This is a genomic window from Parasphingorhabdus pacifica (assembly GCF_054779195.1).
Map to the genome: position 1 here is coordinate 286,598 of NZ_BAAGYS010000006.1, position 26,188 is coordinate 312,785.

At 68.7% G+C, this 26,188-nt stretch carries 21 protein-coding genes and 1 riboswitch; of the genes, 16 read left to right on the top strand and 5 right to left on the bottom strand.

Annotated elements, in window-relative coordinates; translation table 11 throughout:
* Positions 1 to 112 precede the first annotated feature (112 nt).
* A complete protein-coding gene (locus ACYVAN_RS07480; protein WP_460957076.1) occupies positions 113 to 952 on the bottom strand; it encodes an SDR family NAD(P)-dependent oxidoreductase in 840 nt (279 codons plus the stop codon).
* Between the two features lie 238 nt (positions 953 to 1,190).
* Between ACYVAN_RS07480 and ACYVAN_RS07485 the strand changes: the two genes are divergently transcribed.
* The 3 genes from ACYVAN_RS07485 to lat all read left to right on the top strand — a co-directional run bounded on the left by ACYVAN_RS07485 (position 1,191) and on the right by lat (position 4,221).
* Positions 1,191 to 1,787 (top strand): TetR family transcriptional regulator, encoded by a 597-nt coding sequence (locus ACYVAN_RS07485; RefSeq protein ID WP_460957078.1) that lies wholly within the window; start codon positions 1,191 to 1,193, stop codon positions 1,785 to 1,787.
* 91 nt (positions 1,788 to 1,878) lie between these two features.
* The gene (locus tag ACYVAN_RS07490) at positions 1,879 to 2,595 is read left to right on the top strand and encodes a spermidine synthase (protein ID WP_460957080.1); all 717 of its coding nucleotides are present in this window, start codon (positions 1,879 to 1,881) and stop codon (positions 2,593 to 2,595) included.
* Positions 2,596 to 2,850: 255 nt separating this feature from the next.
* Positions 2,851 to 4,221, top strand: coding sequence for an L-lysine 6-transaminase (gene lat, locus ACYVAN_RS07495; RefSeq protein ID WP_460957082.1), 1,371 nt, complete (start codon positions 2,851 to 2,853; stop codon positions 4,219 to 4,221).
* 113 nt (positions 4,222 to 4,334) lie between these two features.
* Here lat and ACYVAN_RS07500 read toward each other — a convergent pair whose 3' ends face one another.
* A complete protein-coding gene (locus tag ACYVAN_RS07500; protein WP_460957084.1) occupies positions 4,335 to 5,915 on the bottom strand; it encodes a dolichyl-phosphate-mannose--protein mannosyltransferase in 1,581 nt (526 codons plus the stop codon).
* A gap of 23 nt (positions 5,916 to 5,938) precedes the next feature.
* Here ACYVAN_RS07500 and rsmI point away from each other — a divergent pair, with 23 nt between their 5' ends.
* A complete protein-coding gene (rsmI, locus tag ACYVAN_RS07505; RefSeq protein WP_460957086.1) occupies positions 5,939 to 6,787 on the top strand; it encodes a 16S rRNA (cytidine(1402)-2'-O)-methyltransferase in 849 nt (282 codons plus the stop codon).
* A gap of 32 nt (positions 6,788 to 6,819) precedes the next feature.
* Here rsmI and ACYVAN_RS07510 read toward each other — a convergent pair whose 3' ends face one another.
* Positions 6,820 to 8,118, bottom strand: coding sequence for an aminodeoxychorismate synthase component I (locus ACYVAN_RS07510; RefSeq protein WP_460957088.1), 1,299 nt, complete (start codon positions 8,116 to 8,118; stop codon positions 6,820 to 6,822).
* Positions 8,119 to 8,201: 83 nt separating this feature from the next.
* On the opposite strand from ACYVAN_RS07510, the gene ACYVAN_RS07515 reads away from it, so the two are divergent.
* The 11 genes from ACYVAN_RS07515 to ACYVAN_RS07565 all read left to right on the top strand — a co-directional run bounded on the left by ACYVAN_RS07515 (position 8,202) and on the right by ACYVAN_RS07565 (position 23,094).
* Positions 8,202 to 9,227 (top strand): DUF4185 domain-containing protein, encoded by a 1,026-nt coding sequence (locus ACYVAN_RS07515; protein WP_460957090.1) that lies wholly within the window; start codon positions 8,202 to 8,204, stop codon positions 9,225 to 9,227.
* A gap of 89 nt (positions 9,228 to 9,316) precedes the next feature.
* A complete protein-coding gene (locus ACYVAN_RS07520) occupies positions 9,317 to 9,781 on the top strand; it encodes a hypothetical protein (protein WP_460957092.1) in 465 nt (154 codons plus the stop codon).
* Positions 9,778 to 10,083, top strand: a complete 306-nt coding sequence (locus ACYVAN_RS07525; protein ID WP_460957094.1) for a transcriptional regulator — start codon at positions 9,778 to 9,780, stop codon at positions 10,081 to 10,083. The genes ACYVAN_RS07520 and ACYVAN_RS07525 overlap by 4 nt, the downstream gene beginning before the upstream one ends.
* Positions 10,084 to 10,239: 156 nt before the next feature.
* Positions 10,240 to 12,033 (top strand): methionine--tRNA ligase, encoded by a 1,794-nt coding sequence (gene metG, locus ACYVAN_RS07530; RefSeq protein ID WP_460957097.1) that lies wholly within the window; start codon positions 10,240 to 10,242, stop codon positions 12,031 to 12,033.
* A gap of 21 nt (positions 12,034 to 12,054) precedes the next feature.
* On the top strand, positions 12,055 to 12,897 hold the full coding sequence (locus ACYVAN_RS07535; protein WP_460957099.1) for a TatD family hydrolase: 843 nt from the start codon (positions 12,055 to 12,057) through the stop codon (positions 12,895 to 12,897).
* A gap of 1,023 nt (positions 12,898 to 13,920) precedes the next feature.
* Positions 13,921 to 15,387 carry a transglycosylase family protein gene (locus ACYVAN_RS07540; RefSeq protein ID WP_460957101.1) on the top strand — a complete coding sequence of 489 codons (1,467 nt, stop codon included), beginning with the start codon at positions 13,921 to 13,923 and terminating at the stop codon, positions 15,385 to 15,387.
* A gap of 163 nt (positions 15,388 to 15,550) precedes the next feature.
* Positions 15,551 to 16,438, top strand: a complete 888-nt coding sequence (gene rsmA, locus ACYVAN_RS07545; RefSeq protein ID WP_460957103.1) for a 16S rRNA (adenine(1518)-N(6)/adenine(1519)-N(6))-dimethyltransferase RsmA — start codon at positions 15,551 to 15,553, stop codon at positions 16,436 to 16,438.
* Between the two features lie 339 nt (positions 16,439 to 16,777).
* A riboswitch (SAM riboswitch) is annotated at positions 16,778 to 16,869 on the top strand.
* Positions 16,870 to 17,093: 224 nt separating this feature from the next.
* Positions 17,094 to 18,116 (top strand): methionine ABC transporter ATP-binding protein, encoded by a 1,023-nt coding sequence (locus ACYVAN_RS07550; protein WP_460957105.1) that lies wholly within the window; start codon positions 17,094 to 17,096, stop codon positions 18,114 to 18,116.
* Between the two features lie 178 nt (positions 18,117 to 18,294).
* Positions 18,295 to 19,260, top strand: coding sequence for a 4-(cytidine 5'-diphospho)-2-C-methyl-D-erythritol kinase (locus tag ACYVAN_RS07555; RefSeq protein ID WP_460957107.1), 966 nt, complete (start codon positions 18,295 to 18,297; stop codon positions 19,258 to 19,260).
* A gap of 219 nt (positions 19,261 to 19,479) precedes the next feature.
* Positions 19,480 to 21,354: an ABC-F family ATP-binding cassette domain-containing protein gene (locus tag ACYVAN_RS07560; RefSeq protein ID WP_460957109.1), complete on the top strand. Its 1,875-nt coding sequence runs from the start codon at positions 19,480 to 19,482 to the stop codon at positions 21,352 to 21,354.
* Between the two features lie 81 nt (positions 21,355 to 21,435).
* Positions 21,436 to 23,094 carry a fatty acyl-AMP ligase gene (locus ACYVAN_RS07565; RefSeq protein WP_460957111.1) on the top strand — a complete coding sequence of 553 codons (1,659 nt, stop codon included), beginning with the start codon at positions 21,436 to 21,438 and terminating at the stop codon, positions 23,092 to 23,094.
* A gap of 44 nt (positions 23,095 to 23,138) precedes the next feature.
* On the opposite strand, the gene pth is transcribed toward ACYVAN_RS07565, so the two are convergent.
* The gene (gene pth / locus ACYVAN_RS07570; RefSeq protein ID WP_460957113.1) at positions 23,139 to 23,726 is read right to left on the bottom strand and encodes an aminoacyl-tRNA hydrolase; all 588 of its coding nucleotides are present in this window, start codon (positions 23,724 to 23,726) and stop codon (positions 23,139 to 23,141) included.
* Positions 23,727 to 23,901: 175 nt separating this feature from the next.
* On the bottom strand, positions 23,902 to 24,519 hold the full coding sequence (locus tag ACYVAN_RS07575) for a 50S ribosomal protein L25/general stress protein Ctc (RefSeq protein ID WP_460957115.1): 618 nt from the start codon (positions 24,517 to 24,519) through the stop codon (positions 23,902 to 23,904).
* A gap of 343 nt (positions 24,520 to 24,862) precedes the next feature.
* On the opposite strand from ACYVAN_RS07575, the gene ACYVAN_RS07580 reads away from it, so the two are divergent.
* Entirely contained in the window at positions 24,863 to 26,149 is a 1,287-nt protein-coding gene (locus tag ACYVAN_RS07580) for an Nramp family divalent metal transporter (protein WP_460957117.1), read from the top strand.
* Positions 26,150 to 26,188 lie beyond the last annotated feature (39 nt).

The window sequence follows — 26,188 nt, forward strand, 5'->3', positions numbered from 1 at the left end:
AGCTGCACGAACGCTCGGTTGGGCCGTCGTCCCGCTCCGTCCCCGACACCGGGCCGGTACGACACCGTGACCCGCTCGGACCACTCCGGTGGTGTGCGAGTTCCGGGCGGTGTCACTGCACCGACCAGCCGCCGTCGGAGGGCAGCACGCCGCCGTTGATGTTGACGGAGTCCTCGCTGAGCAGGAACGTGATGGAGGCGGCGAGGTGGGCGGCTTCGGCGATGCCGGGGATGGTGGCCAAGATCGGTCCGACCCGTTCCCGGCCGAGATCCGATCCCATGCTGCCCTCGATGTTGGTCATGACCGCACCCGGAGCGACGGCGTTGACCCGGATGCCGGAGGCCCCGTACATGAACGCGGCGCTGCGGGTCAGCCCCACGACGGCGTGCTTGGACGTGGTGTAAGCCGCCCCGGCCGTGGACCCGCGCAGGGCCGCCTCGGAGGCGACGTTGACGATGGCGCCTCGGCCCGCTCCGAGCATCGTCGGCAGGACGGCCCGGGTGAGTCGGAACATCCCGTTGAGGTTGACGTCGAAGACGCGTTGCCACAGTTCGTCGCTGACTTCGTGCAGCGGCATGAAGGCATCCGTGATGCCCACGACGTTGGCCAGAGCGTCCACCCGGCCGTCCACGGCAGCCAGGATCGCGGCGATGCCCTCGTCGGTGGTGATGTCGGCGTGGACCGGGACGATGTCCTGCCCCGCGTGTGCTGCGACGAATTCGTCGAGCTCCTCCAGTGCGATGTCGACGGCCACGACCCGGCCGCCTTCGCGCGCCACGCGCGACGCGGTCGCACGACCGATCCCGGAGCCGGCGCCGGTAACGATGACGGTGCTGCCGGTGAAACGACCCGGTGTGATCCGCTCCTGCCATTCCGGCGGAGGCGCCGGTCGGGGCGATTCGGCCGCGGGGTCCTCGGCGTCCGTCCCGGGATGGTCGTGCGGAGTGGGCAAGGTGTTTCCTCTCGGATCGTTCGCATGCGTTGGTGGTGGTCGGGTCGACCGGGGTGGAGGCGTGTCTCGGCCACCGGAACGTCGGGCCACCGGAACGGTCCTCCGTGGCGGTGTCCGGCGCGAGGCGTGCGATGGCGGGTGCCGCTGATCGTCACCACGTTCGGGCCGGACTGTAGGGAAGTGAACCGAGAGAAGGAACGGGTCGCCGATCTCGGTACGCGTGAGTAGCATCGGCGCCGTGCGGGATCAGCGAGAGTCTCGGGCGCTGACGTCGCGACGCACCGATGCCCGCCGGAACCGGCAGGCCATCCTGCGGGTGGCCGACGAGGCGTTCTCGCAGGGTTCCGATGTGGTGCCACTGGCGGAGATCGCGCGCCGCGCGGGACTCGGTCGGGCGACCGTGTACCGCCACTTCTCCGACCGGAAGACACTCGGTGCCGCCGTCGTGTCCCAGCAGTTGGGCATGTGGCGCCGGGCCATCGGCGAGTCGGACGGGGAGTGCTGCTCGTTCCGCGACCTGCTCCACGGGGTGCTGTCCGACCAGGTATCGCGGCGGCCGCTCGTCAACCTCTTCCGCGCGTTGCCTGCCCGCGACCAGCGGCAGCACGCCGATGCGCTGATCGCGGTGCTCACGCCTGGGTTCCGGCGGGCGCAGGCCTCGGGGGAGCTCCGGAGCGATGTCGAGCCAGCCGATCTAGTGCCGGTCTTCGAGATGATCGAAGTAGCCGTTGCCGCGGGGTCGGCGGGAGCGGGCCGGGACGCCACGACGCGACGGCTCATCGCGGTGCTGCTCGACGGCCTTTTCATCGCACCGTTCCCGGGCTCGCACCGCTAGACTGCACGCCCCGCGGGTGACGATTCGATCCGGTCGTCTCGACCGGGCGACGAGGCGTCTCGACCGGGCAACGAGCTGGTGAGGTGTGAGCATGTTGGACGGCGGCGCGGTCGCTGCCGAACACGTGGCGCGGGCGTCTTCCGAACGTGGCGAAGTCGTCCTGCTGCGGCGTGGTGACGACGGGGCGTTGGAGCTCCGGGTCAACGGCATCTTCGTGATGGACACGGCGCACACCGCCACCGAACGGCTCCTGGCGAGCACCACGCTGAACGGGCCGTTCGGAGACGCGATCCAGGACGGTGCCCGCGTGCTGATCGGGGGCCTCGGGTTGGGGTTCACCCTCGACGAGGTGCTGTCCGATCCGCGTGTCGCCGAGGCGCACGTCGTGGAGATCGAGCCCGCGGTGGTGGAGTGGAATCGCCGGGGGCTGGTGACCGATACGGCTTCGGCGTTGCGGGACGAGCGGGTGCGGGTTTCGACGGGGGACGTTGCGGACGTCCTCGCGGGATCGCCGCCCGACTCGGTCGACGTGATCCTGTTGGACGTCGACAACGGCCCCGGCTTCCTGGTGTACGAGGCGAACGCCGCCGTCTATCGGCGCGCGTTCCTGTCCACGTGTGCCGAGCGGCTGCCGGACGGGGGGCTCGTGGCGGTCTGGTCGGCGAACGAGGCCCCGGAGTTGGTGGCCGAGCTGCGCGAGGTCTTCGGCGGCTGCCAGGAGGCTGCGATACCGGTGGAGCTCGGCAGCAGGAACACTCACTACCACCTGTTCGTCGCGCGGCGTGCCTTCGAGGACGACCGCGGTTGAGTCGATCGTCGTGTGATCGGAAGCTTCCGCCGAGCACGTCGGCCGAGGGCTCGTAGCTCCGCGTCGCTCTCGCTCTTGCCGCGACCGGGAACTCGTGTTCCGCCTTCAAGGGGCTTCGTATGGCACAGCGAAAGAAAATCTTTCTCCATTGCGCCAATACAGCGAAGAAGATTGCCTACACAGGCGTGGATGGTGCAATAATTCCGGTGACAGTGATGGGCGCCACCGTGCCCACGCGATGCCGGGAGGCCGATCATGACCGCTCAGCAGGAAACCCCGCTCCCCACCAGCCAGGGCGACATCCCAGCCCAGCGCAACGATCCCGGTGACCCCGTCACGGCGCTGCGCGCGCACGTGACCGGCGATCTCCTGGACATCGTCGTCGATCTGGACGCAGGCGACGGCTGCCGACTGCGCGATCTCCGCGACGGCACCGAGTACCTCGACATGACGATGTTCTTCAGCTCCGCGCCGCTGGGACACGGCCACCCGGGTCTGCGGCGCCCCGACTTCGAAGCGGCACTGGTGCGCGCGGGGCGGGTGAAACCGTCCAACCCCGATTTCGCCACCGTCGAGCAGGCGCGCTTCGCCGACACCTTCAGCAGGGTCCTCGGGGACCCCGAACTGCCGCTGATGTTCTTCATCGACGGTGGCACGCTGGCGGTGGAGAACGCGCTCAAGGTCGCGTTCGACTGGAAGACCAAGCTCAACGGCCGGCACGGCGCCGCCATCCGCGGATCACGCGTCCTGCACCTGGAGAAGGCCTTCCACGGCCGCAGCGGTTACACGCTCTCGCTGACCAACACCGACCCGGTCAAGATCCGCGACTACCCGATGTTCGACTGGCCGCGCATTCCCAGCCCGTCCATCGAACCGGGCGCCCGGTGGGACATCGCCGAGCTGCTGCCGGAAGAAACCATCGCCCTCGACGCGGCGAAGGCCGCACTGCACCGCTACGGCCGCGAAATCGCCTGCTTCGTCTACGAACCCATCCAGGGCGAGGGCGGCGACCGGCACCTTCGCCCGCAGTTCCTCCTGGCCATGCAACAGCTGTGCCGGGAACACGACGTGCTCACCGTCGCGGACGAAGTGCAGACCGGGGGAGGGCTCACGGGAACCGCGTGGGCGTACCAGGGCCTGGGACTCGAACCCGACCTGGTCGCCTTCGGCAAACGCGTCCAGGTGTGCGGTGTGATGGGGGGTCGTCGCGTGCTCGACATCGCCGACAACGCCTTCCGAGAAGGCAGCCGGATCAGCTCAACCTGGGGCGGCGCGCTGACCGACATGGTGCGGGCGACCCGCATCCTGGAGGTCGTCGAAGAGGACGAGCTCCTCGAACACAGCCGTCGGAACGGCTGGTTGATGTTGTCCGGCCTGCGCGAACTCGCGGCCGAGTTCCCCGCTGTACTGCGCGATCCGCGCGGACGCGGACTGATGTGCGCGGTCAGTTTCCACGACCCGGTGATGCGGAACCGGGCGATCGGGTTGGCCAGGGAGCGCTACCGGACGCTGTTCCTGCCGTCGGGACCGGACTCGCTGCGTTGCCGACCGCCGCTGTCGGCCAGTGCCGATGAGATCACCGATGCGGTGACGGCATTGCGCAACACTCTCGCCGACCTGCACTGACACAGATCCAGGGCCGACGCAGCGGTACTCCCGGTCCCCGCTGCGTCGGACCGGTCAGCGCGGCAGATCAGCACCACGAGACCGGGCGATGCAGGTCAGCACCACGAGACCGGTCATCGCCACGAGGGCAGCCACAGTTCGGCCTGCCAGCGCGCCTCGGTGATCGGCTCACCGTTGAGGATCGGCCAGAGCCACACGAAGTTGGCCACCACGAGACCCACGTAGAGCGATACCACGAGTAATCCGGTCTTGCGTCGCTCCGCGAACGCCCGGGCCGAGCCGAGGATCTCACCGAGGACCAGCACGATGCCCAGCACCAGGAACGGTGCGAGCGGTGTCGCGTAGAAGAAGTACATCTGGCGATCGAGGTTGACGAACCACGGCAGGTAACCCGCCCCGTAGCCGACCAGCACGGTCGCGTAACGCCAGTCCATCCGGCTGGTCGCGCGCCACACGGCCCAGGCCGCTACCGGCAGCGCCAACCACCACATCGCCGGTGTGCCGATCAGCATGGTCGCCTCGACGCAGTCCGCCCGGCCACAACCGGGCATCCCGGATTCGTGGTAGTAGAGCATCGGCCGCATGCCCATCGGCCAGGACCACGGCTTCGACTCCCACGGGTGCGGATCACTTCCGGTGGACAGGCCGGTGTGGAACTCCAGCACGTTGAGCTGGTAGTACAGCAGCGACGCCATTCCGTCCGGCAGGAAGCCGAATCCGGCTCCCTCGGCCACGGTCGCGGCGTGCCGGTCGGTGGCGGTCTCGCTGGCGAACCAGTTCGCCCACGTCGCGAAGTACACCGACACCGCGAGCACCACCAGCGAGGCCAGCGCGGGCACGGTGTCCCGGACGAGCGTCCCGACCCACGGACGGCGCACCCCGACCGTTCGCCTGGCCAGCGCGTCCCAGAGCACGCTGAGCAGGCCGAACGCCATGATGTAGTAGATGCCGTTCCACTTCACGCCGCAGGCCAGGCCCAGCAGCAGACCCGCACCGAAGCGCCACCAGCGGAACCCGAGCCGTGGGCCCCAGATGCTGTCGGCGATCCGGCCATCGGCGAACGCCAGCGACAGGCGCTGCCGGATCTGATCGCGATCGACCAGCAGGCACGCGAAGGCACCGAGCAGGAACATCGCCTGGAAGATGTCGAGCATCCCGACCCGGGACTGCACATGGCTGAGGCCGTCGCAGATCAGCAGCACACCCGCCAGCGCGCCCAGCAGCGTCGAACGGGTCATGCGCCGGGCGATGCGTACCAGCAGCACCACCATCACCGTGCCCGCGAGGGCGGCCGCCACCCGCCATCCGAAGGGCGTGTAGCCGAAGAGCCACTCGCCGACGGCGATCAGCTGCTTGCCGACCGGAGGGTGCGCTACGAGCTCGTAGCCGGGGTTGTCCTCGTAGCCGCCGTTGCGCAGCATCTGCCACGCCTGCGGGACGTAGTGCTTCTCGTCGAACACCGGGGCGCCCTCGTCGGTGGCGTGACCCAGATTCCACAGGCGCACCACGGCTGCGATCGCCCCGAGTACGAGCGTGACGAGCCATCCACGCAGCCGATCACCCGGCATGGCGGGGGTCAGCAGGTGTCGCGGATCGTGCGTACCGGGCGACTTCACGGGTGGCGTTTGGCCGACGCGAACCGGCTCGGCGGTATCGACACTGGGGCCACCGGAGTTCGGTACGAGGACGCTCACACCCAAATCGTAGGGTTGACGTCATGGACCCCGTATCCGGATCGGGCACGCTGCTGCTCGCCGCGACCCCGCTCGGTGACGCACGAGATGCCTCGGCGCGGTTGATCGACGCTCTCGGCACCGCCGACATCATCGCCGCCGAGGACACCCGGAGGGTCCGTTCGCTGGCCACCGCGCTGGGTGTGGTGCCGTCGGGACGGATCGTGAGCTGCTACGAAGCCGTCGAGGTGAGCCGTGCGGGCATGCTGACCGAGGCGCTGGGCGAGGGCCGCTCGGTACTCCTGGTCACCGACGCGGGGATGCCGAGCGTTTCCGATCCCGGGTTCCGGGTCGTGGCGGCGTGCGTCGACGCGGGGTTCCCGGTGACGTGCCTGCCCGGTCCGTCCGCCGTCACCACGGCGCTGGCGGTCTCCGGACTGCCGTCGGACCGGTTCTGCTTCGAGGGCTTTCCGCCGCGCAAGTCCGGTGAGCGGCGTCGGTGGTTCGGGCGCCTCCTGGCGGAGGAACGGACGTGCGTGCTGTTCGAGGCGCCGCACCGGCTGGCCGCCACGCTGACCGATGCGGTGGCGGTGCTCGGCGGCGACCGTCCGGCGGTGGTGTGCCGGGAGCTGACGAAGACGTACGAGGAAGTCCGCAGGGGGCGGCTGTCGGAACTGGCCGACTGGGCCGCCGACGGGGTTCGCGGCGAGATCACCGTGGTGTTGGGCGGTGCCGTGGTGGCGGCACCGGAGGATCCCGCTGAGCTGGTCCCGCAGGTCGAGGAGCGCGCCGCCTGCGGGCTCCGGCTCAAGGACGCGGTCGCGGAGGTCGCCGAGCTCGCCGGAGTGCGGAAGAAGGAGCTCTACGACGCGGTGCTCGCCGCCCGCCGCTGAACGCGGTCGGCGAACCCCTCAACGCTCGCTTCTCACGTTTCGATGCTGTCGAGCAACGCCAGCATCGGAGCGGCTTTGGTGAGGCATTCGCGCCATTCGCGTTCGGGGTCGGAGTCGGCGGTGATCCCGCCGCCGACTCCGAGGCGGAGCGTCCCGCGCGCGTGTTCCCAGGTGCGGATCGCCACGTTGAGTTCGAGACCCGCCAGTGGCGACATCAGACCGACCGACCCGCAGTAGACCTCGCGCGGATGCGTCTCCAGCTCGGCGATGACCTCCAGCGCGCGGGACTTCGGTGCGCCGGTGACCGAGGCGGGCGGGAATGCGGCGGACAGCAGTTCGGAGTTCGACAGTCTGTCCGGGAGTTCCGCGCGGACTCGGGAGACCAGGTGCCACACGCCGGGGTGGGGTTGCACGTCGAGCAGCTGTGGGACGGTCACCCGCCCCACCTCGGAGACCCTGCCGAGGTCGTTGCGGGCCATGTCCACGATCATCACGTTTTCGGCCACGTCCTTGATCGACGACCGGAGCAGCGCGGCGTTGCCGTCGTCTTCGGGGCCTCGGCGCGGCAGCGTGCCCTTGATGGGACTGGAGTTGACGGTGTCTCCTTCGCGGGAGAGGAACAGCTCCGGGGACAGCGAGGCGACCGCTCCCCAGCCACCGGCGACGTAGGCGGCTCGTGCCGGGCGGAACCGTTCGCTGCCGAGCGCGAACAGTTCCAGCGGGTCACCGCGGAAGTCGACCTCGAAACGGCTGCAGATGTTGGCCTGGAAGATCTCGCCCGCGGCGATCTCCTCCACGCACGCCCGCACGGACTTGCGGTGTTCCTCGGCGGTGGGTGTCCCGAGCGCGCCTGCCGGGAGCGCCTCCGGTCCGGGTGGTTCCGACCCGGGGAGTACGACCTCGCGGAGGTCGTCGAGCAGTGAGTGCGGGTCGGTGGCGTCGAGGGCCTCGAACCACCACTGCCCGTCGGCATCGCGGCGCAGCACGTGGTCGGCCCATCCCCAGGCCGCGTCGGGCAGCCTGCGCGGCTCGGCGTGCTTGCCGGGGTCGGTGAGGCCGTAGCCGAGGTAGCCGAACCAGCCACCGCCGACCGCCCCGTCCGGCGCGTCCGGGCTACGGAAGTCCGCCGGGGCGTCGAGCGTGCTGAAGGCCCCGGCGGCAGGGACCGGTTCAATCGCGACGGACGGGGCCAGGACGGCGCTGCCGTGGAACCAGTCGCCGGTGAGCGCGGCGGGCGGTGGCAGGTCGCGGTGGCGGGCGCGGGTGGCGAGCCTGCGCAGAACGTGTTCCGGGTGCGCCGATCCGGTCAGCGGTCGAATGAACGGTTCCACGCCTCCATTATGCGGCTTCGGGACTGGTGGCCGGTGTGAGTGAGCTGGGAGGTCGTGCTCACCAAGCTCCGTACGCTGGCGAGATGGTCCACGTCACGGGCACGACCAGCATCGCGAAGATCACCGGCGAGGATTCCTGCAACACGACCGCGAGTCGGTTCGGCGTCACGGCCACCGACCTGGGCGTCCTGTGGGACAACGGCGGTGGGGGTGTGCTGGCCGCGTTCGGCGACACCTACGGCGAGGGCTGGGGTGGTTTCGGTGCCGGTCCGCGGTCCGCGGACTGGCGGTTCAACGTCCTCGCCCGGTCGACCGACACCGAGCTGGACAGCGGGTTGCGGCTGGATCCGGTCGTGCGGCGCGACGACGGGACGGCCGGCGAATTCCTGGCCGGGGACGGGAGCTGCGCGCACGAGCACACGGTGATCCCGACCGCGGGCATCGCCGTCGGCGGGCGCAATTACGTGCACTACATGTCGGTGCGCCGCTGGGGCGTACCGGGGGTGTGGCACACGAACTACGGCGGGCTGGCCTATTCCGACGACGGCGGCCGGTCGTGGACGAAGTCCGCCCGGGCGGTCTGGCCCAATCGCGGGCAACGCTGGTTCAGCCGGTTTCGGCGGCGTGACCAGGGCGGTCGCTCGTTCCAGATGGTGGCGTTCGCCGGTGTGCTCGACCGCAGGGTGTACCTGCTGGGGACTCCCAGCGGGCGGTTCGGACCGGGCCATCTCGCGCGGGTGGGTGTCGACGACCTGCTCGATCCGGGTGGCTACGAGTACTGGACGGGTGCGGGCTGGGTACGGGATCCGTTCGCGGCGGCGCCGGTGCTGAGCGCTCCGGTCGCGGAACTCTCGGTCCAGTACAACCGGCATTTCGGGAGATGGTTCGCGGTGCACCTCGACGAGCCGCGCGGGGCGATCGTGCTGCGGACGGCTCCGGAACTGGTGGGCTCGTGGTCGGCGGGTCAGGTGCTCGCGTCGGGGGCGCGGTATCCGGCTTTGTACGGCGGTTACCAGCACCCATGGGCCGCGGACCGGCCCGCTATCCACTTCACGATGACCCGGTGGGGCCCGTACAACGTCTTCCTGCTCCGCGCGGATCTGGCCTGATCGATCGGTCCCCGCCGAAAGCTACTTTCCGAATCGGAAAGCTCGTGCTACTTTCTTGGTTGGAAAGTAGCACGATCCAGGAGGTTCACATGGAGTCCGAAGAAGCACGCAGAGCGCTGCGGGAAGTCAGCGGCAGGCAACAGCAGACCGCGGCGGCGATGGCCGGCCTGCACCCACCGGTGTGGAGCACCGCCGTGTTCGTGTTCGGTTACTACGTCGTCTTCGCCGGGATCGACTTCGCCTTCCCGGTGCCGCTGATCTGCTTCGGAGTCGGCGGATTGATCATGGCGGGCGGACTGCTGGTCGGGATCCGGCACGAGCGCAAGGCCGGCGTGAAGGGCCCTCGGGACCTGTGGGACACGCGTACGATCATCCTCGTCTGCGCTTGGCTGCTGGCATTGTCGGTGGTTTTCCACCTCGGCCGGGTCGCGCTCGCCGGGGTCGTGCCGGTGGGGCCGAGCTCGGTGCTCGCCGCCGTTCCGGCCGCGGTGATCTGCGCTTTCATGGTCCGGTGGATCTACCGGCGGGCCTACGGAGGTGCCGTCGAGCGATGACGACGCCGCGATTCGACGAGCTCATCCACGCCCCGACCAGATTGTCCATCGTGTCGCTGCTCGCTCCGGCGAAAGGCGTGGAGTTCCGGTTTCTCCGCGACCAGCTGGAACTGAGTGATTCGGTGCTGTCCAAGCACATCAGCGCACTGGAGGCGGCCGGGTACGTCACTTCTCGCAAGGAGAACCTCGGGCGTGGTCGCCGGAAGACCTGGATTGACCTCACCGAAACGGGTCTGGTCGCTTTCCGCGGCCACGTCGCCGCGCTGGACGAGATCGTCGGCCGTGCTCGAGACGTGTCCTGACGTCCGCGCTCCGGTGACTCGGGGGCGGGGCAACCGGCCCGAACGCTCCCGATCGAGCGACGCCGTGCGAAGTACCGCTGTGGAGCGAGTCACCCGCCGGTGCGGGATGCGGAACCGGTTCCGGTCACACCCGCCTCGAAACGTAAGCTGGTCACCATGAGTGCCTCTGTGCTGACCGCTGTGGCCTGGCCCTACGCCAACGGTCCACGGCACATCGGCCACGTTTCCGGCTTCGGTGTGCCTTCGGACGTCTTCTCGCGCTACCAGCGAATGGTGGGCAACCAGGTGCTCATGGTGTCCGGCACCGATGAGCACGGCACTCCGATCTCGGTGCAGGCCGAGAAGGAGGGCGTCAGCACCCGCCAGCTGGTGGACAAGTACAACCGGGTGATCACCGAGGACCTGCAGGGGCTCGGGCTCTCCTACGACCTGTTCACCCGCACCACCACGGGCAACCACTACAAGGTCGTGCAGGACATCTTCCTGGCGCTGTACCGCAACGGCTACATCATGCCGAAGACGACCACCGGCGCGATCAGCCCGTCCAACGGGCGCACGCTGCCGGACCGCTACATCGAGGGCACCTGCCCGATCTGCCATTACGACGGCGCCCGCGGCGACCAGTGCGACAACTGCGGCAACCAGCTCGACCCGGCCGAGCTGGTCAACCCGGTTTCGCGGGTGAACGGCGAGAAGCCGGTGTTCACCGAAACCGAACACCTCTTCCTGGATCTGCCCGCGTTCACCGATTCGTTGGGCAAGTGGCTCTCCACCCGCACCGAGTGGCGCTCCAACGTCCTCAAGTTCACCAAGAACCTGGTCGAGGACATGCGTCCGAGGCCGATCAGCCGCGATCTCGACTGGGGCGTTCCGATCCCGCTCGACGGCTGGCGCGACGAGTCGATGAAGCGGCTCTACGTGTGGTTCGACGCCGTGATCGGCTACTTCTCGGCCAGTGTCGAGTGGTCGCGCCGCATCGGCAGGCCGGACGCGTGGCAGCAGTGGTGGTCGGACCCGGAGGCCCAGGCCCACTACTTCATGGGCAAGGACAACATCACGTTCCACGCCCAGATCTGGCCCGCGTTGTTGATGGGGCACAACGGGACCGGGGACAAGGGAGGGGCCACCGGCCCGTTCGGTGAGCTGAACCTGCCCGACGAGATCGTCTCCAGCGAGTTCCTCACGATGAGCGGGTCGAAGTTCTCCACCTCCCGAGGGACCGTGATCTACGTCCGGGACTTCCTGCGCGAGTTCGGCCCCGACGCGCTGCGGTATTTCATCTCGGTGGCGGGGCCGGAGAACCAGGACACCGACTTCACCTGGGACGAGTTCGTCCGCCGCACCAACTTCGAGCTGGCCAACGAATGGGGCAACCTCGTCAACCGCGCCGTCTCGATGGCGGCGAAGAACAACGGCGCGGTGCCGTCCCCGACCGCGCCGACGGCCGCCGACGAGGAGCTCAAGACCCAGTCCCGCAACGCGTTCGACCTGGTGGGCGAGCACCTGCGGCGCTCCCGGTTCAAGACGGCCGCGCAGGAAGCGATGCGGGTGGTCACGGCGGCCAACAAGTACCTGTCCGACCAGGAGCCGTGGAAGCTCAAGGACGACCCGGACCGCCGGGACGCCGTCCTGCACACCGCACTGCAGGTCGTCTCGGACGCGAACGCGCTGCTCACCCCGTTCCTGCCGCACTCGGCGCAGAAGGTGCACGAGCTGCTCGGCGGCACCGGCGTGTGGTCGGCTCAGCCGGAGGTCCACGAGGTGTCCGATTTGGACACGGCCGATTCGCGGTACCCGGTGTTGATGGGCGATTACGCCGCCGAGCAAGCCACCTGGGAGTCGCGGCCGATCGAGGTCGGGCGTCCGCTGAACAAGCCCAAGCCGCTGTTCGCGAAGCTGGACCCCGAGCTCGCCGAGACCGGCCCGGAGTGGGCTCCGATCAAGAGCTGAGCGCGGACCTGAGGTGAACGTGTGAGCAAGAAGGACAGCAAGCGCGAGCTGCCGCCGGTGCCGGATCCTCTTCCGGCTCAGGCGGTGGACGCGCACACCCACCTGGACGCGTGCGGTGCGGCGACGGCCGCGGAAGTCGGCACGATCCTCGACCGTGCCGAAGCGGCCGGAGTCGGCAGGGTGGTCACGGTCGCCGACGATCTGGCAGCCGCTGAATGGGCCGTCGAAGCCTCCACTTGGGACGATCGGGTTTTCGCCGCGGTCGCGTTGCATCCCACGCGGGCCAAGGACTTCGACGACTCGGTGCGGTCGACGCTGGAGGAGCTGGCACGGCGGCCGCGCGTGGTGGCGGTCGGAGAGACCGGCCTGGACTACTACTGGGACTACTCGCCGCCGGAAGCGCAGCACGAGGCGTTCCGCTGGCACATCGACCTGGCCAAGCGGGTCGGCAAGCCGCTGATGATCCACGACCGGGAAGCCCACGAGGACATCTTCGAGATCCTCGAAAAGGAGGGTGCGCCCGAAACGGTGGTCTTCCACTGCTTCTCCGGGGATGCCGAGTTCGCGAAGTCCTGTGTGGAAGCCGGTTACGTCCTCTCGTTCGCGGGGACCGTGACCTTCCGCAACGCCGCGGAGTTACGGGAGGCCGCGCGGATCGTGCCTGGTGAGCAGTTGCTGGTCGAGACCGATGCGCCGTTCCTGACGCCGCATCCCTTCAGGGGGCGGCCAAATCAGGCATATTGCGCGAATTACACCCTTCGTGACCTTGCTGAACTCCGCGGTGTTGATCTGGAAGAACTGATCGTGACCACTACGGCCACAGCGGAACGAGTATTCCGACTCGATCAGGTGACTGCGACCTGAGCTACATCAACTCAGGGTTTTGTGATATTGGAAATCCAGCGCGCCGGAGTTGCGCGCGGATGGATCACGTTTAACGTCCACTGTGGAAGCCGGGAAAGGGCGCCCCTCGGTGTTCCGCCCCGGCGACGAGCGTGCCCCGAACGCGCTCGTCGCCGGGAGCGAACGAAAGTAAAACCACCGGCCGGTGGACAATAGGACCGAGCGACAACAGGCCGAGCGACAACAGGCCGAGCGACCGGACGGCAACAGGACCGAGCGTCGACTGTGGTGAGTGCCGTCGAGCGAAAGTCGGCTTCGCTGTGGAATCGCTTGATCGCGTAACGATGCCGTTGCCGGGGCGGCCTCCGGAGGATGGCCCAACGGCGCCCGAAGTGTGCTTTGTCGAATAAGACCGGACCGGACGACTCCTCACTCGGGAGTTGTGGTCACGGTCACCGTGTGCGTTCAGTGGCGTCTGCGGCGCCGTACAAGCATGACGGGCGGCGGGAGATGTGTCCGGCTTTTCCGCCGCCCGTTCTCCACGGACCGGGTGGGCTTCGGTCGTTGATCTCACCGACATCAGCAGTTCACGCGGGGTTCCGCGAGCTGTCGGCGGTGGGGCCGGGATCGCGGTCGGCGCACGGTCAAGGCGTGGGGCGACGCGTTACGGTGGTGCCCAACCGCTACGCAACGTGCCTGGTTGCGCGGCAAACCGGGGTAACCGTGATCACTGCGTTCCTACCCCTTCTTGGCACGTCTTTCCGATCACGCTAGAGTCTCGGCTTCGTAACCGATGACAAAGCAGTCGTCGGCTACGCCCGCTAGTCGCCGCCGGTGCACGTCGGGGAAGTCGAGATTCGGGGATCGTGGCACAGCGATCGTCGGAGTCGGCTAGGACGGCGCTTGGCTACGGGAGTCGGATACGGATACGAAGCACGAAGTGCCTCGCGTGAGGCAGGGGGAGGCGAACGACGACATGGTCTCGTTCGAGAACCCTGTAGAACACGCGTGCGGTGCTTCTCGCTTTCGAGAGGTAGCGACCCTGTGAACGGAAGCGGCACACCGAGTGCCTTTGGCAGTCAAGACAACGGCTATTGGGGCGATTCCTTCGACGCCTCCACCGACTGGTTCACCCCGGTCACCGCAGCCACTCAGACCTCCGTCGGAGTGTTGGACCCGACCGAGCAGGATCTGGTTCCGGCCAACGAGCCGGACGGCCTGCCGTCCGGCCTGGAGATCACCCAGGCGGATGTTCTCGAAGCACTGGGCCCTGACGCGGACGATCTGCTCGCCAGTGCCGACGTCGACGTCGACGAGATCATCCGGCTGCTCAACGCCGAAACCACGGTGCTTCCGCCGCTGGCTCTCCCGGAAGAGCACCCCGAAGCGGACGAGGCGGAGATGGTCGAAGCCATCACCACCTGGAAGCGCCGCTTCCTCAAGGGCGCCGTCACCGCGGTGATCCTCACGCTCACCGGTTCCGGCGCCGCGGCCGCCGCGATGGACAAGTCCGTGACCGTGGAGATCGACGGACAAGAGCGCACCGTCAACACCTACGACTCGACCGTGGGCGAGGTCCTCGAGGAAGAGGGCATCGAGGTCGGCAAGCACGACGCGCTGAGCCCGTCTCCGCAGTCCGAGGTCGGTCACGGCGACACGATCACGCTCGACAGGGGCCGTCAGCTGACGGTGACCGTCGACGGCGAGCAGCGCCAGGAATGGGTCCGCTCGGTTTCGGTCGGACAGGCGCTGAACCAGCTCGGTGTGGACACCGAGGGCGCGTCGGTTTCGGCGGACCGGTCCGCCCCGGTGCCCGAGCAGGGCATGGAGGTGGTCGTCAAGACAGCGAAGACGATCACCATCACCGATGGCGGCGGCGAGCCCAAGGAGCTCACCACGCACGCGGTGACCATCGACGAATTCGTCGCCGAGCAGAAGCTCAAGCTCGGTCCCGAGGACCACATCACGCCCGGCGCGTCCGAGAAGATCACCGACGGGACCGAGGTCCACGTCAACCGCACCGGCAGCTCGGTGGTCAACGTGACCACCGAGATCGAGCCGCCGGTCAAGGAGATCGTCGACGACTCGATGTTCAAGGGCGAGGAGAAGGTCGTCGAAGCCGGTTCGCCCGGTGAGAAGATCGTCTTCACCCGCGTCTCCACGCGCAACGGCGAGGAGACCGGTCGCGAGGCCATCGGTGAGCGCGTCACCAAGGAGCCGGTGGAAAAGGTCGTGCGGGTCGGCGGCAAGCCCCGCCCGAACAGCGCGGTCTGGGACAAGCTGGTGGAGTGCGAAGCCGGCGGCAACTGGAGCGCCAACACCGGCAACGGCTACTACGGCGGTCTGCAGTTCGACAAGTCCACCTGGGACGCCTACGGCGGTGACGAGTTCGCCGCGTATCCGCACCAGGCCAGCCGGGAGCAGCAGATCCAGGTAGCTACGGAGATGCGGGACGCGCGCGGCGGCTACGGTGCTTGGCCGAGCTGCTCGTCCAAGCTGGGGTTGAGCTGATCGAGCGCGCCGGACGGTCGGTGCGCTCGCGGGAAGTCACCGGCTCGGAGGCAAAGCCACTGGCCGTCCTCCGGTGCCGGTGACCGTGCGGCGGCACACCTTCGAACCGGTCTCCCCCGGGTCGCCGCGATGCCCCGCGGACGACCCGAGTAGGTTTTTCCTCGTGGAACAGCAGGCGACGGACGGGGTTCGGTTGCTCGGACCGGCCGACGTGCGGCGGCTGGCCGAGGAGGTCGGTGTACGGCCGACGAAGAAGCTCGGGCAGAACTTCGTGCACGACCCCAACACGGTTCGACGCATCGTCGGTACGGCGCAGGTCACAGCCGAGGACGTGGTGCTGGAGGTCGGGCCCGGCCTGGGCTCCTTGACGTTGGGTTTGTTGCCGGTCGCTCGTGAGGTGGCCGCCGTCGAGATCGATCCGGTGCTCGCCGATCGGTTGCCGCGTACGGTCGCCGAGTACGCCTCGGGGATGGCCGACCGGCTACGGGTGTTCCAGGCGGATGCCTTGCGGCTCCGCGCCGCGGACTTCGGCGAGCTCGCCCCGACCGCGCTGGTCGCGAACCTGCCCTACAACGTGGCGGTTCCGGTCGTGCTGCACCTGCTCGCGGAGTTGCCGTCGTTGCGGCACGGCCTGGTGATGGTCCAGTCCGAGGTGGCCGACCGGATGGCCGCGCGACCCGGCGGCCGGACTTATGGGATTCCCAGCGCCAAGGCGGCGTGGTTCGCGGACGTGCGTCGTGCGGGACCGGTGCCGCGAAGCGTGTTCTGGCCGGTTCCGAACGTGGATTCCGGTCTGGTGTCGTTCACCCGGGTGGATCCGCCGTCGGACGCTCCCAGGGAGCAGGTTTTCGCGGCGCTCGACGCCGCGTTCGCCCAGCGGCGCAAGACCTTGCGGTCGGCCCTTTCCGGCTGGGCGGGTTCGGCGGCGCGTGCCGAGAGGTTGCTCCGGGCGGCCGGTATCGAACCGTCGGACCGCGGTGAGCGGCTGACGATCAATGATTTCGCCCGGCTCGCCGAGGCAGCAGGTTCGGACGACCCCGAGGGGGCCTGACCGCACGCCCCCGGCGCGGAACCGTCGGCGGCATCCGCCCGCGTCGTCCCGGCTCGATCATGAAGCCGTTTTCCGGATTGGGCCGGACGAGTGTCGACGCCAGCCGCGTGCTGAATTCGATCGGTGATCGCGCGTGGGTGACGTGCCTGCGAGCGTGGTCTTGTCCACCCCTGTCGATGCGCCGTTCGCGTGAGCCTCGGGATTACTCCACGTGATGAAAGTGGCACTCCTTGATCAAGACGACCAGCTCGATGGCGTGGTGTGAGATGAACCAAGGTTTCGCAATGTGACCGATATCCACTTGCGTCAACAAGTGCAAGTGGGGTCTACTATTCGAGAAATCCATCCGGAGCGGCCGAGAGACCTGGCTCGAGGACGCCGCAGCAACCACCCGAACGCGGGCAGGTGCTAACGCCAGGACCCGATGGAGTTGTGGTGCCTGAAGCTCTGTTCGCAAGCCCGCGTGCGCGATCTGTCCGAAACCGGGACCCGCGCACTGACCTCGTGCTGACGCAGCGGCGCGTCATCGACCACGGATTGCGCACCACCACGGGCTGTCGACGGTCCGCCTGACCCTCGCATACCCGTTTGTCCGTCCTCCCGGGCCGACCTCAGCAGGTCGGTGTGCCCGGCGTGAGTTGATGCGGAGCCCTTCGTGATCACGGTCCAGAACATCACCAAGACGTATTCCCACGACGCCACCAACGTCGTCGCCCTCGACAACGTGTCGATGGAGGTTCCGGCGGGGAGCGTGAGCGGCATCGTCGGATCCAGCGGATCCGGCAAGTCGACGCTCGCCAGGTGCATCGCGCTGCAGGAGAAGCCCGACGTCGGCGAGGTGCGGATCGACGGCACGAACCTCGCCGCCCTCGACGAACGGTCCCAGCGCGCCGCTCGCCGCGAGATCGGCGTGGTGCCCCGGCGGGAGGAACTGCTGCGGCAGCGCACCGCTGCGGGCAACGTGGCCCTTCCGCTGGAGGCCGCGGGCGTTGCCGGCCCGCAGCGGCGCGCCCGGGTCGCCGAGCTGCTCGACCTTGTCGGGCTGACCGAGCAGGCGCCCGCGTATCCGGAACGGCTCACCGCCGGTCAGCTGCAGCGCGTCGCGATCGCCAGGGCGCTGGCCACCAGGCCGTCCGTACTGGTCGCCGACGAACCGACCACCGGTCTCGATCCGGCGTCCACCGACTCCGTGCTGACCGTGCTGGAGCGCGCCCGGTCCGAACTGGGTGCCACGGTCGTGATCGCCACCGACGACATGGCGGTGGTCCGCCGCATCGCCGACGACGTGACCGTCCTGGAAGAGGGCCACGTGGTCGAACACGGCAAGGCGCTGGACCTCGTCGCCGAACCCGGCAGCCACATCGGCTCGGCGCTGCTCCCCGAGACGGACCAGGCCCAGGTGCTCAAGCAGGCCGGCACGCGGCACGACGTGGTCGCCGAGGTCGTCCTCGTCGGTTTCGCGGCGGTCGGGGCGCTGTTGCCGGAAGCCTCCAGCCGGTTCGACGTCGAACTGTCCGTCCTCGGTGGCGGACTCACCCGGCTCGGCGAGACCCCGGTGGCCAAGTTCCGCGTCGGGTTGAGCGGGGAGCGTTCCGAATCGGCGTTGAAGTGGATGATCGAGCACGATGCGCAGGTGCGCCGTACGCCGGTCTGCGTCGAACGGGTCGCCGCCGCGTGAGAGCGTTCCGGACCAGGACGCCGCTGGGGACGCCGCTGGGGACGCCGCTGGGGACGCCGCTGGGGACGCCGCTGGGGACACTGTCGGGGTCGCCTCCGGCCGATCGGTCGAGTAGTCGTCCGGAGTGAACCCGGTCCAGGGGACGCACGGCGATCCGCCGGACACGTAGGCTCTAAGAGTGCTCTCCGTAGTACCCACACCCATCACCGTCCGCGTCCCCGCCAAGGTGAACCTGCACCTGTCGGTCGGGGACGCGCGTGCTGACGGCTACCACGAGTTGGTCACCGTCTTCCAGGCGCTGTCGTTGACCGATGAGGTCACCGTCCGGGATTCGGACGAGTCCGGCATCGAAGTGCACGGGGAGGGCGCGGACTCGGTTCCCACCGGGCCGGGCAACCTCGTGTGGAAGGCGGTGCGGTCGCTCGCCGAACACAGCGGTCGGGACCCGGAAGACCCAGGGGTCCAGGTTTCGATCCGCAAGGGAATCCCGGTCGCCGGAGGTATGGCGGGCGGCAGTGCCGACGCCGCCGCCGGGCTCCTCGCGATCAATGCGCTGTGGCGCCTGGAGATGGGGCGCGAGGACCTCATGGAGATCGCCGCGGACCTGGGCAGCGACGTGCCGTTCGCCTTGCAGGGCGGAACGGCGTTGGGCACCGGGCGTGGGGAACGCTTGGTGCCCGTATTGGCCAGGCACACGTATCACTGGGTGATCGCACTGGACCGGAGCGGCCTGGAGACCCCGGGCGTGTTCACCGAACTCGACCGCCTGCGTGCCGAGTCCCGGCCGAGCCCGGTCGGGGATGTGGAACCGCTGCTCGAAGCGTTGGCTTCGGGAGATCCCAGACAATTGGCCCTGCTGCTGGGCAACGACCTGCAGTCGGCCGCCGTGTCGTTGCGACCGGGCCTCCGTCGCACGCTGCGCGCGGGCGTCGACGCGGGCGCGCTCGCGGGAGTCGTCTCCGGCTCCGGGCCCACGTGCGCGTTCCTGTGCACGGACGCGGACTCGGCGGTGCGGGTTGCCGCGGAACTTTCCGGCGCTGGGGTGTGCCGGACGGTCCGGGTGGCCCAGGGACCGGTGCACGGAGCCCGGGTGGTCGGTGACGAGCAACCGGATCGACCCACCCCTCCGCAGGTGCACGCTTGACGCCTGTCCGGGTGGGGACGACACCATCGGGCGTGTCCCGCAGCGCACCCGGCCGCAGTGAGTTCCGGGCCGACGGGACCGTGACCACGCGGAATACCCGTGCGGGTGCCGTCCGTTGCCGAGCTCGGGCGCGGAGGAACGAGACCGGCGTCGAATCGTCCTGAACACATCCGCCCGGTGACGGGTGACGGACCGAGTTCGACGGGTCCGGATACGGAAGTGGGTAGGACCAGCACCGGACCGGACGAAGACGAACCGCAGACCTACCCGAAACGCAGTCAACGGAGTGAAGAACACGCGATGGCCAACCTGATCAACCTCGAAGCCGTGAGCAAGAGCTACGGCGTTCGGCCCTTGCTGGACGGAGTGTCGCTGGGCATCGGTGCCTCCGATCGGATCGGGGTGGTCGGACTCAACGGTGGTGGCAAGACCACGCTGCTGGAGGTCCTCTCCGGAACAGAGGAGCCCGATTCCGGCCGGGTCAGCCACAGCCGCGACCTACGCTCGGCAGTGGTCACGCAGCGGACCGAACTGCCTGCGGGAGCCACCGTGCGCAGCGCGGTGCTCGACCAGCACGGTTTCGACGCCGAACACGAGTGGGCCGCCGATCCGCGCGTGCGGTCGGTGCTCAACGGCCTGGGGATGTCCAGGCTCGGTCTGGACACCCCGGTGGCGGACTTCTCGGGTGGCGAACGGCGTCGAGTCGCGCTCGCGGCTGCGCTGGTGGGAGATCTCGACCTGCTCGTGCTCGACGAGCCGACCAACCACCTCGACGTGGAGGGTGTTCGATGGCTGGCCGACCACCTGCTGGAACGCCGGTGTGCGCTGGTGATCGTCACGCACGATCGCTGGTTCCTGGACACCGTCTGCAACCGCACCTGGGAGGTCACCCAGGGCAGGGTCGAGCAGTACGAGGGCGGCTACGCGGACTGGACCTTCGCGCGGGCCGAACGCGCTCGCCTCGCCCAGCAGGCCGAGGAGAAGCGGCAGAACCTGGCACGCAAGGAACTGGCGTGGCTGCAGCGGGGTGCCAAGGCGCGTACCTCCAAGCCGCGCTTCCGCGTCGAAGCGGCCGAAGCGTTGATCTCCGACGTTCCGCCGCCACGCGACACCGTCGAGCTGGTGTCGTTCGCCAAGCGCCGGTTGGGCAAGACCGTCCTGGAACTGGAGGACGTGGATCTGCGCGTCGCCGATCGCGTCCTGCTGGAGAACGTCACCTGGCGGATCGGTCCGGGAGACCGCATCGGGCTCGTCGGGGTCAACGGTTCCGGCAAGACCACCCTGCTGCGGTTGCTGGCGGGGGAGCGCGAACCGGACGCGGGCAAGCGGACCGAGGGCAAGACCGTGCGGATCGCGCACCTGACCCAGGAACTTCACGACCTGCCCGGGCAGTGGCGCGTCCTGGAAGCGATCGAGGACGTGGCCGAACGGGTCACCTTCGGCAAGTACGAACTGTCGGCATCCCAGCTGGGGGAGCGCTTCGGATTCGGCAAGGGCAGGCAGTGGACGCCGGTGGGCGACCTCTCCGGCGGTGAGCGCCGCCGCCTCCAGCTGGCGCGGCTGTTGATGGCGGAGCCGAACGTGCTGGTGCTGGACGAGCCCACCAACGACCTCGACATCGACACCCTCCAGCAGCTGGAAGACCTGCTGGACGGCTGGGCGGGCACGCTGGTGGTCGTGTCCCACGACCGCTACCTGGTCGAGCGCGTGTGCGACACGGTCGTGGCGTTGTTCGGCGATGGCAACATCACTCACCTGCCCGGTGGGATCGACGAGTACCTGAAGCGGCGGGAATCGCTGCTGGACGACGCGCAGAACGTCGGCAAGCAGGCGGGTGACGCGGCCGGTGCGGGCAAGTCGCGTTCCGGGGCGCTCTCCGGTGCAGACGAGCGCGCCGCGCGCAAGGATCTCTCGCGGCTGGAGCGGCAGCTGGACAAGCTCGCCAAGCGGGAGGGCGAGCTGCACGAAAAGCTGGCCGATGCGGCGACCGAGCCGGAACGGCTGCAGGCCCTCAACGCCGATCTGCGGGCGCTCCAGGAGGAGAAGGACGACATCGAGTCGCGCTGGATGGAATTGGCCGGTCAGCTCGACTGAGCCCTCCGGGGCCGCCGTCCGGAGCGGCGCGCTGCCCGGCGTGTTCGATGCCGGAGGGCATGTGGCAGTAACCTGCGTCACATGAGTCGGTTTGTTGAGGCGCTGGTGACTTCCGCTCGCGAGAACGCGGATGATTCGCAGGCTCGCGGACTCGTCACCGGCCCGCCGGAGGATCCCCGACGACGTGGTTGGGGCCAAGTGCATTCGGACGCGATGCGGATCGCGGGCGGGCTGGTGCCGGAAGTGCGCCCCGGCGACGCGGTCGCGGTGCTTGCTGCCGATCCCGGACTCATCGCACCCGCCGTGCAGGGCGTCTGGCTTGCGGGCGGCAGCGTCACGATGCTGCACCAGCCGACTCCCCGCACCGAACTGGCGCAGTGGGCGCAGGACGTCGTGCGGGTGCTGAAGATGATCGGTATCCGGGTGGTGCTGCTCGGGCCGCCGTTCGAACGGTTTTCGGGCTTCCTCGCGAACACCTCGCTGACCTGCCACGACCTCCGCGAACTGGTCGAAGGTTCGACGGAACCGCTGCCCGAGCCGATCGAGGTGTCCGAGGACGCGACGGCACTGCTGCAATTGACCAGTGGCTCGACCGCGGAACCCAAGGCGGTGCGGATCAGCCACGGCAACCTGATCGCCAACACGCGGGCCATGATCACCGCGACCGGGCTGGATCCCGCCGAGGACGTCGTCGTGTCCTGGCTGCCGCTGTTCCACGACATGGGGATGGTGGGCTGCCTGACGGTGCCGATGACGATCGGGATGGAGACGGTCAAGGTCACCCCGGCCGAGTTCATGGCGCGCCCGCTGCTGTGGCCGGAGTTGATCGGCCGCTACCGCGGCACCGTGACGGCCGCGCCGAACTTCGCCTACTCGATCACCGCCCGGCGGTTGGGGAGCGCGGAGGACGGCGCGTTCGACCTGTCGAGTCTGCGTTTCGCGCTCAACGGAGCGGAACCGATCGATCCGGAAGCGGTCCGGTCCTTCACGGCCGAGGGCGGTCGGTTCGGCTTGGCCCCGGATGCGGTCGTGTGCGCGTTCGGCATGGCCGAGTCGACGCTGGCGGTGTCGATCGGCAAGTCGGATCGGCCGGCCGAATTCGACGCCGTCGATGCCGACGCGCTGGAGCAGCGAGGACGGGCGGAACCGGTCGATGCCGACTCCGCGCGGTCGCGGCGGTTCGCGCTGCTCGGGTCGCCCCTGCCCGGGGTGGAGGTCGGCGTGGTCGACGATTCGGGGCGGGAGCTGGGGCCGCGGCAGATCGGACAGCTCCGGATCCGAGGTGAATCGGTGACCTCCGACTACCTGACGGTCGACGGTCCGGTGGCGGCCAAGGACGCCGACGGGTGGCTGCTGACCGGGGACGACGGGTATCTCGTCGACGGCCAGGTGGTGATCTGCGGTCGACGCAAGGACCTGATCATCGTGGGCGGTCGCAACCTCTACCCGGTCGACATCGAACGGGCGGCCTGCCAGGTCGAAGGGGTTCGCCCGGGCGGTGCGGCCGCTGTGCGGCAGGCGGCAGGCGGCAGGCGGGAACGGTTCGCGGTGGTGGTGGAATCACGCTCGGCCGGTGATGCGGACGCCGAGCACGACCTGCGCAACGAGGTCGCCGCCCGGGTCGTGGATGCGGTCGGTACGCGACCGTCGGCCGTGGTGGTGCTGGCGCCCGGCAAACTGCCGAAAACACCGTCCGGCAAGCTCAAGCGAGCTGCCACGGCCGAGCTGATCGAGCGCTGACGGATGTTGGCGCGAAGACGGGTGGCGGCGCGAAGACCGAGCGGTCAGTGGAAGCGGTTCTGGGCGCTCTCCAGGCCGTCCTGTGCGAGCGCCTCCACCGCGTCGGCACACAGGTCCACGAAGTAGCCGAGTTCCTTGCGCTCGGCTCCCGAGAAGTCCTTGAGCACGTAATCGGCGGCATCCATGCGGCCGGGAGGGCGGCCGACGCCGAACCGCACGCGGGTGTAGTTCTTGGTGCCCAGTGATTTGGTGATGGACCGGAGTCCGTTGTGGCCGTTGTCGCCCCCGCCCCGCTTCAACCGGACCGTTCCGTACGGCAGGTCGAGTTCGTCGTGGATCACGATGATCGACTCGGGATCGACCTTGAAGAACTTCACCGCACCGGCGACCGGGCCACCCGAGAGGTTCATGTACGAACGGGGCTTGGCCAGCACGGTCCGGGTCCCGCCGAGACGACCCTCGACGACCTCCGCGCTGGACTTGTGCACCTTGAACTTGCCTCCGACGCGATCGGCCAGCTCGTCGGCCACCAGAAAACCGATGTTGTGTCGGTTGCCCGCGTAGCGCGGGCCCGGATTACCGAGACCGACGATCAGCGCGAGGTTCGCGGCCTCGCTGTCCGGTGTGCTCACGAGACGGGCTCCTGGGTCGGTCACGGCAAGAGGATCTCCCCGACGCGGGGTGAGCGCAAGCGAGGCGCTGTCCCGCATCCCCGGGCAGGGGGATGGCATCCGGTCCCGCTGGCGCGGAAGCGGACGGAACGGGACAGCGCCGTTGCGAACTCAGCCCGACGTCGAGGGCTCTGGATCACTGAGCTTCGGCAGCGTCCTCGACGACACCGGCGCCTTCCGCGTCCACCTCGGACTCCATATCAGCCTCGGTGGGGGCTTCGCCGACGGCGACGACGAGAGCCTCGGGGTCGCCCTGCAGGATCGCGCCCTTCGGCAGCTGAACATCGGAGGCGTGCAGCTGAGTGCCCGCCTCGGCGTCGTCGACCGACACCTCGATCTGCTCGGGGATGTGCAGCGCCTCGGCCTCGACGCTGAGCTCGGTGAGGTCCTGTGTGACCAGGGTGCCCGGGGCGGCCTCGCCGACGACGACCAGCGGGATGTCGACCGTGACCTTCTCGCCGCGCTTGACCAGCAGCAGGTCCACGTGCTCGATGTAGTTCTTGATCGGGTGCGACGTGATGCTCTTGGTGAGCGCGAGCTCGTTGGCGGAACCGGCGACCTCAAGGGTCAGCACGGTGTTCTGCCCGTTCTCGCGGATCGCCCTCGCGAAGTCGATCGAGGGCAGGGACAGGTGCTTGGGGTCGGAGCCGTGGCCGTACAGGACGGCGGGGATCTTCCCCGCACGACGTGTGCGGCGGGCCGCGCCCTTGCCGAATTCGGTGCGCGGTTCAACGGTGAGTCGTACCTCGGACACGGTGGTGCTCCTCGTGACGTCTGGCGGAAAATGATTCGGTCGCTGGCCTGCGGCGGCGGGGCGCGCAACTGGTGTGATTCGACGTGCGCCGGAATTCCGGCACCGGTATGTGGACGGCACCAGTGCGCCGACAACCCATCGGCGGCGAGTGTGCCGCCGCGTCGATCACGCCGGGCGAACGACCCGGCCTCGCCGAGGCAACCCCAACAGTCTATGCGGTGGGTTGACCCCTGGTGTACCCGGGCCGTGCCGTGGCGATTCGTCGTCCCGCGCGACGGGACGGGCATCACGGTTTGGTCGCGTGCCCCGGCCGAAACTTCCTGTCGGTATTACGTTCCTGCGCATGGTTACTGAAGCGGATTCCGGGGCGCCCCTCGATACGGGTTGGAAGTCCCGGCTCAAACAGGTGGGGCCCGGGATCATGGCCGCCGCGACCGGCGTGGGGGCGGGTGACCTGGTCGCTTCGCTGGTCGCCGGTTCGAGGTACGGGTACGCGCTGTTCTGGGCGGTGATCCTCGGCGCGGTCTTCAAGCTCGCGCTCGGCGAGGCGGTCGGACGCTGGCACCTGGCCTCCGGGCGCACGATGCTGTCGGGCTGGCGGACCCTCGGCCGCTGGGCGACGACCTACTTCGGCATCTACATCATCGTGTGGGGCTTCGTCTACGGCGCCACCGCGATGTCGGCCGCCGCGCTGCCGCTCAACGCCCTGTTCCCGGTGCTGCCGGTGAGCGGCTGGGGCGTGATCAGCGCGCTCTGCGGCCTGACACTGGTCTGGTTCGGCCGCTACGCCGTGCTGGAAAAGGTCATGACCGTCCTGGTCGGGGTCATGTTCGTGACGGTGGTGGGCACCGCGCTGATGATCGGGCCCAGCCTGCCCGCGCTGGGCAAGGGGCTGATCCCCTCGCTCCCCGACGGTTCCGTCGTCTACGTGCTGGGACTGATGGGCGGCGTCGGCGGCACCATCACGATGGCCGCCTACGGATACTGGACCCTCGCCAAGGGCTGGCGCTCGCCGAAGTGGCTGCCGTTCATGCGTACCGACAACGCCGTCGGGTACATCACCACCGGGATCTTCGTGGTCGCCATGCTGGTGGTCGGCGCCGAGATGCTGCGTGGCCAGAACCTCGTCGATGACAGCGAAGGGCTGCTCTACCTCGGTGAGGCACTCGCCGCCGACTACGGCCAGTGGGCCCGCATCCCGTTCCTGATCGGGTTCTTCTCGGTGTCGTTCAGCTCGTTGATCGGCGTGTGGAACGGCGTGTCGTTGCTGTTCGCCGACTGGTGGCGCACTTGGCGGATGCCGAAGGAACTCCCGCCCGAGACCACCGAGTCCTACGCCAACAAGGCCGGAACGCACAGCGTGCCGTATCGGGCCTACCTGCTGTGGCTGACCTTCCCGCCCATGCTGCTGTTGCTGCTGGGCAAGCCGTTCCAACTCACGATCGTCTACGGAGTTCTCGGCGCGTTCTTCCTGCCGTTCCTGGCCGGGACGCTGCTGGTGCTGCTCAACTCCCGCTCGATGATGCCCGCCGCGCACCGGTCGCGCTGGCTGTCCAACACGTTGCTGACCATCTGCCTGGCGTTGTTCATCGGGGTCGCGGTGGTGCAGCTGGTCGGCCTGTTCGGCTGATCGTGAAGTAGGGCACCCGACGAAATAGTTCGACTTCGA